This is a genomic window from Bifidobacterium sp. ESL0800, from assembly GCF_029395355.1.
Lineage (GTDB): Bacteria > Actinomycetota > Actinomycetes > Actinomycetales > Bifidobacteriaceae > Bifidobacterium.
Window position 1 is genome coordinate 1,143,236 of the sequence record NZ_CP113913.1, and the last position, 13,274, is coordinate 1,156,509.

Annotated in this window: 9 protein-coding genes; all 9 read right to left on the reverse strand. The window is 60.5% G+C overall.

Translation table 11 applies throughout. The features are described from left to right. Window positions 1–17: 17 nt before the first annotated feature. Window positions 18–1,409 (reverse strand): cell division protein FtsQ/DivIB, encoded by a 1,392-nt coding sequence (locus tag OZX75_RS04635; protein ID WP_277145520.1) that lies wholly within the window; start codon window positions 1,407–1,409, stop codon window positions 18–20. After that, a complete protein-coding gene (locus OZX75_RS04640; RefSeq protein ID WP_525930279.1) occupies window positions 1,409–3,133 on the reverse strand; it encodes a UDP-N-acetylmuramate--L-alanine ligase in 1,725 nt (574 codons plus the stop codon). The genes OZX75_RS04635 and OZX75_RS04640 overlap by 1 nt, the downstream gene beginning before the upstream one ends. A gap of 379 nt (window positions 3,134–3,512) precedes the next feature. Beyond that, entirely contained in the window at window positions 3,513–4,682 is a 1,170-nt protein-coding gene (locus tag OZX75_RS04645; protein ID WP_277145522.1) for a UDP-N-acetylglucosamine--N-acetylmuramyl-(pentapeptide) pyrophosphoryl-undecaprenol N-acetylglucosamine transferase, read from the reverse strand. Window positions 4,683–4,737: 55 nt separating this feature from the next. Beyond that, a complete protein-coding gene (locus OZX75_RS04650) occupies window positions 4,738–6,117 on the reverse strand; it encodes a peptidoglycan glycosyltransferase FtsW (RefSeq protein WP_277145523.1) in 1,380 nt (459 codons plus the stop codon). Continuing rightward, the gene (gene murD / locus OZX75_RS04655; protein WP_277147405.1) at window positions 6,110–7,522 is read right to left on the reverse strand and encodes a UDP-N-acetylmuramoyl-L-alanine--D-glutamate ligase; all 1,413 of its coding nucleotides are present in this window, start codon (window positions 7,520–7,522) and stop codon (window positions 6,110–6,112) included. Before murD ends, OZX75_RS04650 begins: the two co-directional genes overlap by 8 nt. Before the next feature lie 143 nt (window positions 7,523–7,665). Continuing rightward, window positions 7,666–8,769: a phospho-N-acetylmuramoyl-pentapeptide-transferase gene (gene mraY, locus OZX75_RS04660; RefSeq protein WP_277145524.1), complete on the reverse strand. Its 1,104-nt coding sequence runs from the start codon at window positions 8,767–8,769 to the stop codon at window positions 7,666–7,668. After that, the gene (locus OZX75_RS04665; RefSeq protein ID WP_277147407.1) at window positions 8,766–10,352 is read right to left on the reverse strand and encodes a UDP-N-acetylmuramoyl-tripeptide--D-alanyl-D-alanine ligase; all 1,587 of its coding nucleotides are present in this window, start codon (window positions 10,350–10,352) and stop codon (window positions 8,766–8,768) included. Before OZX75_RS04665 ends, mraY begins: the two co-directional genes overlap by 4 nt. A gap of 142 nt (window positions 10,353–10,494) precedes the next feature. Continuing rightward, complete coding sequence (locus OZX75_RS04670; RefSeq protein ID WP_277145525.1) at window positions 10,495–11,382, reverse strand: UDP-N-acetylmuramyl peptide synthase; 888 nt, start codon at window positions 11,380–11,382, stop codon at window positions 10,495–10,497. Between the two features lie 91 nt (window positions 11,383–11,473). After that, on the reverse strand, window positions 11,474–13,273 hold the full coding sequence (locus OZX75_RS04675) for a peptidoglycan D,D-transpeptidase FtsI family protein (protein WP_277145526.1): 1,800 nt from the start codon (window positions 13,271–13,273) through the stop codon (window positions 11,474–11,476). Between the last annotated feature and the right edge of the window lies 1 nt (window position 13,274).

A 13,274-nucleotide genomic window follows, 5' to 3' on the forward strand; every position in this document is an offset into this window, starting at 1 on the left:
GAATCGAATACCGCGAGCTACTTGATAATCGGTCGCAACGGGGCCGAAACATCGACCTGATGCTTGTCGCCGATCTTGGTCGGATCGTTGATGATCTTGTCGACCACGGCTTTTTTGAGTTTCATATCAGAGGCATCGCCCCAAATGATGACGCGGTCGCCGCCGTTGAGCTCGGTGGTGACGGAATCCTGCGTTTTGGCCGTCACCTTGGTAATCGAGCCGCGCATATTGCCGTCAAGAAGATCCAGCACTTTCAAGGCCTGCTGAACGGAACGGTTGCGAAGACCGGCTCTTACATCGTTCACTTCGATGACCGGAATGCCCTTGGTCGACGCCTTGCCGACCTTGTTGAGCACCCGGCTGTAACCGTCGACGGCGGTCTCACTGCCATCAGGCGTCTTCAGCATCGCTGCAGGCTCCTGCGCGACGATAGTCACCTTCATCGCTTGCGGATATTGTTTCTCGACCTTTGCCATAGAAACGCCCGGAATATCTTTGAGCTCATCTTCGACATCGCCGGATGAGACCAACAACAAGGACTTGCCGGCCTGCTTGTCGGCGATGGAAACGACTTTGGCCTTGCCGACCCATTGATTTTCGCCGGACACCGAAATCTGACGAGCATCGAGCAGAAAGACCGGCGAAAAGAAGAGCAACCAGCAAAGAGCCGCCAAAAGAGCCACAATCGCAAGGGAGACCAAGACCTTGGTCGCTGTCTTGAACGCGTGGACACGCCGACGTTCCTTCACCCGGGCGTTGAAATCGATGACCTTGGGACGAGCCGCGACTCCCAACGCCCCGGTCGTCTGGTTCAATGTCTGCCCTACCAAATCCTCGTTTTTCAGCGCTCTGGCATCGATGAAACCACCGGGCGTGCTTTTGGTGACGGCACTGGCCGAGGATGCCGAACGCGGCGAGCGGACGGATTGCGAAGCTTCATCGGCATCCGTCAGTGGCTCATCGATTCCATATTTCGGCCTGACAGATAGGCTACGACGGAAAAAACCGACCGACTTTTTGCCGGTGGACGTTGGCTTGTCAGAGACTTCGGCGGATTCGTTCCGGTCTGACACCGTTTTCGAGACAGCGACCCTACGTTTTCTGCGGTGCGCATCAACGGTTCCACTATCGCCGACTGATGTGCCGGATACCACTGAACGAGCCTGACGCGACGAATCCTCCTTCGTACTCTTACGTGACGGGCGAGGATTGCCTTGCGCATTGTCGCCAAAGCGAAAATCCGAATGTTCGGTTTTTCTGCGTCTTCCGGTGCGCACGCCGAAATCATTGACCGCTCCCTCATCGTCGGAAGCCGGCGACCCGTCGGCGGAAGAGGAAAAAGCGCTTCTCCCACGACTGCGCGAACCGCCCTCGCTTCCACGCCCGCTGGCTACACGACGGCCGACCATCAGTGCGACTCCTGCGCACGTGCCTCGAGCATTTCCAGCATGGCAGCATCCATCGCAGTGACGTCCCCGGCCCCGACGGTAATCAGGACATCGCCGGGATTCGAGTGACGCACCAACGTTTCGGCACCGCCTTGCAGATCTTGCGAAGCGAGAATCCACCTTTGCGGGGGGTCATGGCGCAAACCGGCAGCGGCATCGACAATGACCTGCGAGGTGATGCCAGGGAAATCCTCCTGACGTTCGCGTGCCGGGAAGATCGGCGCTACGACGACATCGTCGGCCTTGGCCAGCGCGGCGGCGAACCGTTCGACAAAGAACTTGGTACGGCTGAACAGATGCGGCTGGAAAAGCACACGGATGGCACAATCCGGGTAGCGCCGGCGCGCGGCATCGAGCAGCGCGGCGATTTCCGTGGGATGGTGGGCATAGTCGTCGACGACCGTCACTCCGTCAACGACGCCGTTGACCTCGAAACGTCGAGAGGCTCCTCTGAACGTTGCGGCAGTGCGAGCCGCGAGCGCCGGGTCCATGCCCAGCAGCGTGGCGACGATGATGGCCGCGGTGGCGTTGCGGGCGTTGTGGATGCCGGGAATACGCAGGGCGACGGGTACACGACGTTCCTGCTCGACCCCGGCGAAACCGGCGGGCAGCTCAATGGTGAAACGTTCAGTGCCCGCTCCTGCGCTTTCCTGCTCGGAAAGGATATGAACGAGTTGTGGACGGGCGAGGGCACTTGAGACCGCAACAGCAGCTTGGACCGTGTTGTCATCCAAATCCTCAGCCTTCGCGTCCGATCCGGCGTGGCGAGCACCATCAAAGCTATCAATGTCCTGTACGTCAATGATCTCGTCGATATCGTTGACGGTCCTGGTCGTATAGCAAATCGTCCTGGCCGCCACCTCGGCCGGCAGAGCACTCACGATGGCCTGCGCGCCTTCGTCGTCGATGGACATGACGACGTATCCCTTGGCGTGGCGGGCATATTCGACGAATGCGCGCTGGTAGTGCTCGGCGTCGCCATAATGGTCGAGGTGGTCGGCTTCGGCGTTGGTGATCAGCGCGAACGACGGCCGGTATTTCTCGAAGCTGCCGTCGGATTCGTCGGCCTCGGCCACCAGAACGTCACCGCCGCCGGCATGTCCGCCGTCGATGGCGACACCGTCAGGGCCCTGGATGGAACCGCCGATGGCATAGCTCGGGTCGGCCAATGTGACGGCCCGCGCACCGGCCTGTGCATTGGCATCACTATCGGCCTCGGCACCTGCATTGACGAGGATATGGGAAATCAAGGAGCTGGTGGTCGTCTTGCCGTGCGCCCCGGCGACGCTCACCGCGCATTTGCTGGCCATGAGCAACGCGAGGATGTCGCTACGATGCACAATATGCGCCCCGGCAAAGGCCGCGGCTACGATTTCCGGGTTATCGGGCTTGATAGCGCTGGAATAGACGACGGTATGCGCACCCTTCACGTTTTCGGCGCGTTGGCCAATATAGACCTTGATGCCAAGAGCTGTCAGCCGATCGGTTTTGGCATTGGCTTGCCGGTCGGAGCCGGAGACCTCGACGCCTTCTTCATTGAGCATCTCGGCGAGCACGCTCATCCCGGCCCCGCCGATGCCGATGAAATGGGTGGGCCCCAGCGTCGCCAACGTGTCGGACGAGCCGAACGCTGCCCGCGTCGGGTCAAGCAGGATGGGTTCAGAGCCGATAGTTGAGTGCACGATACGCTCCTTGGACACTACGTTTGACAAAGAAAAACATCACTAATGCCGTTATACACCGGTCACATGCCTTGGTCGGCATCCGAGCGGCAAACCCACGCAGACTGCTTGCAATTGCCGTGTCATTGCGGCAAAAACACGCCGACAGTACACGCATCAACTCGCCTTCGTGCTAGAAAACGGCACATAACAATCACCGAAATGCCGTCTGCCAGCAGCAAACAGCATTCATGCAGGAAAACAGCACATCACAGCGATCCAGATGCCGATTACCAGCAGCTAATCATATTCATGCTGGAAAACCGCATTCAAAAGCTGCCAAGATGCCGTTTAACCGCACTTTCGGCGAGACTTCGGGTGTAATCGGCTGAGGATTGGATGATTAACGGTTGCGGCCTGCGTAGTCGAGGACGATGCCGGCCATGGTTTCGGCGGCGTCGCGGATGCCGTAATCGTACGCCTTGCGGCCCATGGACTGCAGCCGTTCACGTTCGGCGATCAGGGACGGCACGTGCTCGCGCACCCAGGAAGACGTGAAATCACCATCGGCGACCATCAACCCACCGCCGGCGTCGACCACCGGCTGTGCATTGAAGCGCTGTTCGCCGTTGCCGATCGGCAGCGGCACGTAGACCGCGGGCATGCCGATGGCGGCCAGTTCACTCGTCGTTCCGGCGCCTGCACGGCAGATCACCAGATCGGCCGCGGCAAATGCCAGGTCGATTCGTTCCAGATATTGCGCCATATGGTAGTCGCCACGCCCAGCATGGGCCGGGTCCAGGTCGGTGAGCGCCTGCTCCCCTACAGTCGCTTTCACACGCTGACCCACCTCAGCGCTTTTGTTGCGCCCGGTAAGGTGGATGACCTGGGTGACCTTCAACAAATCCGCCGCAGCACCGCTGACGGCCTCATTAAGGCTTACCGCGCCCAGCGATCCACCGGTAACTACCACCAGCGGACGGGTCGGGTCGATGCCGAGTTGCGCGGCGGCGAGCTTTCGCGTGCGTTGCCTGTCATCGCCCAGCTTTTGGCACAATTCCGCCATCACCGGACGCAACGGAAGCCCGACACGACGAATCTCGGTGTTTCCATGCGCTTTCAGACCGGCGTTTTCGTAAGCAGTACCGATGAAATCCGCCCAGCGGGCACCCAGTTTGTTGGCCATGCCGGCACTGGCATTCTGTTCGTGGATCACGATGGGCAAGCCCATGGAATGCGCGACCGAGTAGACGGGGGCCGAAACGTAACCGCCGAAACCGACCACCACATCGGCCTTGCGCGCCTCGAGGATGGAACGGACCTTCTTCTGTTCCCTCCTCCAACGGCCGGGGAAACGCAGCGCCTGCATATCGAGACGGCGCGGGAATGGAACCTTGGCGATGGTGTCGAGCTCGAAGCCTGCCTGTGGCACCAGGTCACGCTCAAGGCCGACGTCGGTGCCGATAACGCTGATGGCGGCCTGCGGGTCGTCGCGTTTGATGGCGGACGCCACGCTCAATAGCGGGTTGACATGCCCCGCCGTGCCGCCTCCGGCCAATACTATATGCTTCATCTTCCCTTTTCCTTGGCTTGTATCCATGGTGTTTCGCCGATATCCTCCGAACCGGTCACACGCGCGACGCGGCGATGCCGGCTTGAATCTGAGGCTGCATCCTCATCATACTGGTGGCCACGCCTGCGGCGAACAGACACATCACCAAGCTCGACCCACCTGCAGAGACAAACGGCAAGGGGACGCCCATCACCGGCAACAGGCCGATGACGACCATGATGTTGACCAGCGCCTGGCCCACGATCCAGATGGCGATGCAGATCAGCACCCGTGAGGCGTACTTGTCCGGGGTCTGCAAGGCGATGACGAACATGCACCAACCGAGGATGGCGAAAAGAATGACCACGGCCGCGGCACCGACGAACCCGGTTTCCTCGCCGATAATGGCGAAGATGAAGTCGTTGTGCGCTTCAGGCAGGTAATTCCACTTCTCGCGGGAATTGCCGATACCGACCCCGAAAAAGCCTCCGGAGGCCATGGCGTATTTGGCATGCACCGATTGGTAGCACTCCCCCTGCAACGCCGAAGCCGGGCACGGCCGGTAAGCGGATGTGATACGGAGCATACGGTTCGGACTGGTCACCACGAACAGCACGACCAGAACCACCAGGACGAGGCCGGCTCCGATCAGCCATTTCGTCGGGAACCCGCCGACCAGCATCGCCGTGACCCCGATGATCACCAGAATCATCGCCGTGCCGAGATCGCCTCCGAGCATCACCGCACCAAGGCAGGCCAGAAAGATGAATATCATGGGCAGATAGGCTTTTACCCCTTCAAACCTGTGGTGTTTTACGGCCGAAGCCACCGCCCATGGCATCCACACGCACAGCGCAAGTTTCATGACCTCCGCCGGCTGCATGGTGAACTTGTTGGGGATGCCGATCCATCCCTTGTTGCCATTGACCTCGACACCGAGCGGCGTCACCGTCAACAGCTGGAGGAAAATCGAGAAAACCACAAACGCGAACGAACATTTCCGATAACTGCTCGCATGCGGCCGCATCGCCAAGGCGCAGACGGCGAAGCCGAACAGGCAGTAGGCCCCCTGCATCATCGCCTGTTTCCATGGCGAAGCCCCTCTGGCAATCATGGTCACCGAAGAGGCGGAAAAAACCATGACGACGCCGAAACAGGTCAGAGCGATGACGGCGATGCGAAAACCGTAGTAGCACCACAACGGGTTCATCAGCGCATGGATGCCGCTATAGTCGTCAACGGCAAGCACGTCAGACGTATCCGCTTGCTCGGGCTCATCGGCAGCACTTCTGCCTTTGTCCAAGCGAAATAACAAATCGGCCAGCGACGGAGAATGCCGTTTGCCCTCGGTTTCGCGCCGCCCGATCCCCGACACGGCATTGCGGCCGGTGCGAGCCCTTTTTCTTGCCGTCTTGCCCGACTTGCGTTCTTCGGTTTCGTATACGCGTCTAGCCATGCTTTTGCATCCAGTCATGGGCGGCATCGGCGAATTGCGAACCACGGTCGGCGTAGGAGACGAACTGGTCCATCGAGGCGCAGGCCGGTGCCATCAGCACCACATCACCGCTTTGTGCGTAGGCTCCCGCAGCCTCGACCGCACGGGCCATGACGCTAGCCTGTTCGTTGGGATCGATAAGTGTCAACGGGATATCCGGCGCGCTGGCGGCGAACGCGTCAAGCATCGGCTTCTGGTCGACGCCGATGATGACCGCGGCTTTGATCGTCTTGGCCTGATCGGCTACGAGGTCTTCGAAATGGCCGCCTTTTGCCAATCCCCCGGCGATCCAGACCACGGATTTGGGCTTGTAGCTGGAAAGCGAGGCATGGGCTGCGTGGGCGTTCGTGGCTTTCGAATCGTCGACGAAACGCACCGTTCCGCCGTCCTTCACATGTGCGGTGGCGACGGTCTGGATGCGGTGTCCACCGGGAGCGAAGGCACGCAGGGCGTCGAGGCAATGGCCCGGGTCGGCGCCCAGGCCCATCGCCAGAGCGAGAGCGGTGATGGCGTCGGCGAGCAGATGCGGGTATACGGTGCCGTCAGGTTCACACAGGTGGGAGAATTCAGTTACCTTGGCCAGCGCGTTCATATCGCCCTCAGGCGCTCCGGCCAGGCCGCTGGCATCGACGATCCAACCGTCGACAACGCCGATCTGGCCGGGTTTCGGGCCATGTTGGGTGAAACCGATCTTCCGGCATTCCGGCCCGGTCTGGGCAGCCTCGGCCAAGGCCGTGACACGTTCGTCGTCGGCGTTGAAGACCACGACACGTTGGGCAGCGTGGAAGACCTTCGACTTGTCGGCCGCGTAATTGGCCATGCCGCCATGCCAGTCGAGATGATCGGCGGCGATATTGGTGATGGCCGCGCAGTCCAGTGCCAAAGAATCGGTGAAATGCATCTGGAAGCTCGACAGTTCCACGCACAGGGCATCATGTTTCGGGTCGCTCGCAGCCAGGCTGACGGACTTGCCGATATTGCCCACGGCCGGGGCGTCCAAGCCGCAGCCGGTGAGCATCGCGGAGACCATCTGCGTGGTGGAGGTCTTGCCGTTGGTGCCGGTGATGCCGATCCATGGGGCGGGCGTATGCGTCTGGGAATGCTCGGCCGGGACCCGCAGGCCCCACGCCAGTTCCACCTCGCTGATCACCGGAATATGACGGCTCTGGGCCTCAAGAATGAACGGCGTACGCGGAGCAAAAACCGGGGAGGCGACCACGATATCGACATCATTCCAATCGATTTCGTCGAAGGAATGCAGATCGGCTTCGGGCTTCTTCTCATCCACGCTCACCACACGACCCGCACGGCCCTGCAACGCCTCTACCGCCCCTCGACCGGAAACCCCGAGACCGGCCACCAACACGGTTTTGCCGTTCACATCGAGCTGCGATGACCCGTTTGCCGCACCGCCACGACGTACCGACGAAAATCCGGAATCCTCAGTTGCCTGCATCTCAATTTCCTTCCTTCAAGCTTGTCCGCCAACGCTGTATCCGTGTATCGCCTCTAGAGCAGCAATCCGGTGCGCGACGCCCAATCGGCATAGAAAACCATGAGACCGATCAGCACGAACATGAATTCGATCATCCAGAAGCGCACGACGACCTTCTGCTCGCTCCAGCCCATCAGCTCGAAATGATGGTGGATCGGTGCCATTTTGAAGACTCGCCTGTGCGTCAGCTTGAAGCAGCCGACCTGAATGACGTCGCTCATCGCCTCGATGACGTAGAGGCCGCCGATGATCACGGCGAGGAATTCCGTGTGCGTGGCGATGGAAAGCGCGGCGAAAAGCCCGCCCAATGCCAGCGAACCAGTGTCGCCCATGAAGATGGTGGCGGGGTTCGAGTTGTACCAGAGGAATCCGAAGCATGCCACGGCGGCGCAGGCCGCGATGATCGTCAGGTCCAGCGGATCGGAAACCGCATAGGAATAACCCGGTTTCGGACCGCCCTTGACATGATAGCTCTCCCAGAAGGCGATGATGGTGTAGCCGGCCAGGGAGATCATCGACGAACCGGTGGCCAGCCCGTCCAGCCCGTCGGTCAGGTTGACGGCGTTGGTCCATGCGATCATCAGGAAATTGACCCAGATCACAAAGATGACGACGGCGACGATCTTACCAGCGAACTCGAAGCTGAAGAACGGATGCTCGATGAAGCTCATCCCCGCCTGCGCGGAGGGGAATCCGGACTTGGTGGGAAGCAGAAGCGCAAGTACCGCGTAAATGGTCGCGAAGACGAACTGGCCGAAGAATTTTCCGCCGACGCTCAACCCTGTGTTCTGTTTTTTGCGCACTTTGGCGAAATCATCGATGAATCCCAAGCCACCCATCGAAACCATCGCGAACAGCACCAGAACGGCCGACCACGAAACAGCCTGGCCGCCGCTAAGCCCACGGTAGAGAGCCGAAGCGCCCCAACCGAGCAGGACGGCGAAGATGATCACCACACCGCCCATCGTGGCCGTGCCGCGTTTCAACAGATGCGATTGAGGACCGTCCTGACGGATGTACTGGCCGTAGTGCAGCCGGTGCACCACTCTGATCATGACCGGCGTGCCGACCATCGTGACCACGAGCGAGACCACGATGCCGATGATGAGGGAAATCAATGTTTCGGCTCCACTTCTGTACGTTCCTGCTGTTGCATATGCGCCCAACGCTCGGCCAAGGCGGAAAGCCCCGAAACATGCGAGCCTTTGAGCAGCACAACAGTATTGCCGTGCCGGCGGGCAGCCTCGGCGACCAATCGTTCGGCCTGAACTGAACTATGTACCCATTGCACCACGACGGGGGTACGCCCGCGCCTTTGCGCCGTACCTGCGTCCTTATTCTCCTGTTCGGCACCCCGGGCCAGCGCCTCGGCCAATCGGTCGAAATGATGGTCGGTCTCGTTGCCCACGGCGACGATCTCGTCGATATTGAGGCCGGCGGCATAGGTGCCGATCTGCCGATGCAGTTCGAGCTCGTCGTCGCCAAGCTCAAGCATGGCCCCCAATACGGCGATGCGATAAGGTTCCGTGCCCGCGGCGTCTGCGTTTCCCGCCCTCTGGCCCGCAGACGTTTCCGCGGCGTCCCAGCGTGCAAGCCCGTCAAGCCCCGCCCTCATGGAATCGGGATTGGCATTGAACGAATCATCGATGAGCGTGAACGCGGCATCGCCGAGACCGACGGTGGAAACGGCCATGCGATGCGGGCTGATATGCTTCACACCGCCGAGACCCGAGGCGATATCCGCCAACGGCATGCCGAAATGACGGGCGACGGTGGCGGCGGCAAGCGCGTTGATGACGTTGTGCGCCCCGCCGATACCAAGATGCACCGGTGCGCTGGAACCCTCGGGCGTCATCAAAGTGAAGCTCGGACGATCCAATGCGTCGACGGTGATGTCGGCGGCGCTCATCCGCCTGGCTTCAGGTTTGGCCTCACCGTTCAATCCGAACCAGAGCACCTTGCCCGGCGCGAATTTTGTCATGTCCGCCACACGCCGGTCGTCGGCGTTCAGGACGGCGATACCGTCCGGGAGCAGGCCCTGTACGATCTCGCTTTTGGCCTGGGCGATGCGTTCGACGGAACCGAATTCCCCCAGATGGGCGACGCCCACTTTCAGGACGACGGCCACGTCCGGAGGCACGATACGGGTCAGATTGGCGATTTCGCCGACATGGTTGGCCCCCATTTCGGCGATGAAAAAGCGGGTGTGTTCCCCGACCTTCAACGCCGTCAAGGGCAGGCCGATGTCATTGTTGAAGGAACCGACCGGAGCCACCGTCTCGCCAATGGTGGAAAGCAGGGAGTCAAGCAGATCCTTCGTAGTCGTCTTGCCGACCGACCCGGTGATGCCGATGACGCTGAACGGCGAATCAAGTTCACGACGACGCACGATATTATGGTGCGCCAAACGCCCCAAAGCCGCGACAGTGTCGTCGACCACGATCTGCGTAATATCGTCGACACCGTTCACAACACGCTCGACCAACGCGGCCACCGCGCCCCTCGCGCCGAGGCCGGCCACGAAATCATGCCCGTCCACACGCTCACCGGCGATCGCGACAAAAATCGATCCTGACTTGATCTGCCTCGAATCGCTATACGTCGAAGTGGCCACAGCCCCATCGGGTACGACGTAACCGGATGGTGCGACGATGCGACCGCTGACCGCTTGTGCAACCTCCTCGATCGTCATCGGCATCATCCCGGACCGGCTCTCCGAAGTCCCCGTCATCTTAGCACTCAACGCAAGCCACCTTTTGTGTTGTATTCTTCAATGTTTCCGCAATGTATTCCGCGATCGGCCCATACACCATAGTCCACCTGCAACCCGGCCTGCAAAGCCATCATTGCATTTCCTTCGAGACACGAAGGGCATTGCGGATGTTGCTGCGCCGCACCCCCGCATCCAGCGCCATGGCAATGGCCAGGGAAAGCCTGCGTTGACCTTGCAAGCCGCCCGTCACCACGGTTTGCCCGACCAGCCAACCGGATTCCTCGGAGCAGGTGACCAGCCGTTTGCGCTCGTCGATGCTGAAGCCATAACGGCTTCGGGCAGATTCGAGCATATCGTCCGATTGGGCTTTATTCAATGGTTCGATGGACCCAAGCACATCGACATTGACGCCTTGCAGGGCTTGAGGACGCAACGTCTCGCTGTCGGCGGAGATCACCATCGCCGCCGCCCCGTCTTCCGAACAGACGGCCAGCGTATGCTGAACGTCGAGGATTGCCAAAGGGTAATCCATTACCAGTTCACGCTCCAAGGAGCTGGAACCGGAGGCGCTGATGATGCCCACAGGATTGCCGAGCATGTGCAGGAAATCCGCCAGACGCACCACATCGGCCTGAATCTCCTGGTCGTCGTCGCCGCACACCACGAATACCGCCATGGTATTGGCCGGAGTTCCGGCGATGTCGGAAGCCAAAGCTCCCAGGGTTTCGGGGTCGGGATCGGCAAGCAAGGCCGGAACCCCTGCGGATTGCGCCGCCGTGGCAAGCGAGGCCGGCACCATGAGCGCGTACGCGCCACGTGCCGCAGCCAAGGAAAGCGACGATGGGTCATCAACGTTTTTCAGCACGAAAAGGGCCCCGGGTCGAACCGAATCGAGACTATCGGCAATCGAGGTGACCGTGACCCCATCGCAAAACTTCGGTTCGAGTTGAAAACCATAATGATTGGCGATATAGCCCAAGGTCACACGCCGCGAAATCGACTCGCTTACCACGCTCATGCTTCGACCCTTCCCATAGGAAACTTCGGATAGCCGACAACCTCCGCCGCCCAACTCGGTTTAAAACGATTGTCAGCGCTCGCTGCCATTCTCACCACGACACAGGAATAGCATTGTTACGGGGCTGGGAAGTCGGGACCTCGTACTTCTGCATAAGGAATTCACCGATCTGCTTGAAGAGCGCTCCGGCGGTGAGGCCACCGTATACGCCTTGCGGGTTGCGCATCACCACGGTGAGCACGAAGCGCGGGTTGTCGGCGGGAAGGATGCCGGTGAAATCGCTGATGATGCTGTCGAGGGCGCCGCTGGGGCCGGCCACCTGCGCGGTTCCCGACTTGCCGGCAACCCGGTAGCCGGTCACCCCGGTCGTCTTCTCGTATTCCTCGCCCGAGGACTCCATCGCGTTCATCAGCTGCGCGTCCACATTGGCGTCCATGATGCGCGTGCCTTCGTCCATCGGCTGTTTGGTGACATGCCCGTCGGCGTCGATCGTGGAATCGACGACGGAAGGCTTGCGGTAGATGCCCCCGTCGGCGATGGCGGCGATGGCGTTGGTCAGCTGGATGACATTGGTGGCATAGCCCTGTCCGAACAGTATGGTGTCGCGGGTGCGCTTGTCCCATGCGTTGGGGTTGGTCAGGGTTCCGCGAGACTCCCCCGGCAGGTTCAGCCCCGAAGGCTGGCCGATGCCGAATTTGGTGAGCATGTCGTAACGGTCCTGGTCCTTGTAATCGTTGGACGACATCACCATGCCGACGTTCGAGGATTGCTGGAGGATGCCCGCCAAGGTCCAATTGCTCAGGGGGTGCGGGGAGACATCGGTGAAGATCTGGCCGTTTTTGTCAAGCCGGTCGGGCACCTGGAAATGATCGGTCATCTGGTGGATGCCGTGCTGCATCAATCCCGCCATCGAGAAGGTCTTGCCGATCGAACCGGGCTCGAAGGTCTCCGAAACCGCGCGGGAAACACTGAGCTTGGCCTGGTCGCTGCCGGCCTGGATGTCATCGGAATCGTCAAGGGCGATGATCTGGTGGGTGCGCACGTCCTCGACGCAGGCGATGGCCCATTCGGCCTTGTACTGGTTCTTGCCGTCAGTCAGCACTTTCTTGAGGAACCAGTCGACATCGGAATCGAGGCTCAGCTTCACGTCGCTGCCGTTGCTGGCGGATTTGGAATCGGTCAGGGTACCGGGGATTTCGACGCCGTTGTTGCCCTGCTGGTAGATCTTGAACCCGTCACTGCCAGCAAGCGCCGCATCCTCGACGCGTTCCATGCCCGAGACGCCCTTTACCTTGTCGTCGACTCCACCGAGGAAAGCGCCCATCAGCGCACCGTCGGAATAGACGCGGTTCTGCGAAAGCTCGCCGTAGACGATGCCGCCGAGGCCGAGCTTGTCGAGCTTGCGCTTGGCGGCGGGTTCCACGTCCTTTTTCAATACCACATAACGGCCGGAACCGGCGAGTTTGCCTCCCAGCTCCATGGCATCCATGCCCAGTACCGGCGCGACCATCCGTGCCACACGCGCAGCCCCGACCACTCCGATCGTCTTGCCGCCCTGTTTTTTGGGCATCGTGCAGTTGTCGGTGATCTGCGTGCTGCAGATCGGGTCGTATTCCTGTGCGGCCTTCGGATCTCCGATGATGGTGTAGCGCTCCACGCTTTGCGCCAGAACGGCCCCGTTGGCATCAAGTATTTTGCCGCGCATCCCGTGGACGGGCACTTTCAATGTACGTCCCGCCGTGGCGGCCTCGGCCATCTCACGGCCGTTGAGCAACTGAAGATTGGCCAACTGGCCGAAGCACACAATGAATATGAGCGAAAGCACCGTAGCGATCACGGTGCAACGCCGCACGAATTGCTTGCCTTTGGTTTTATTGGCATGTGTTCGCATA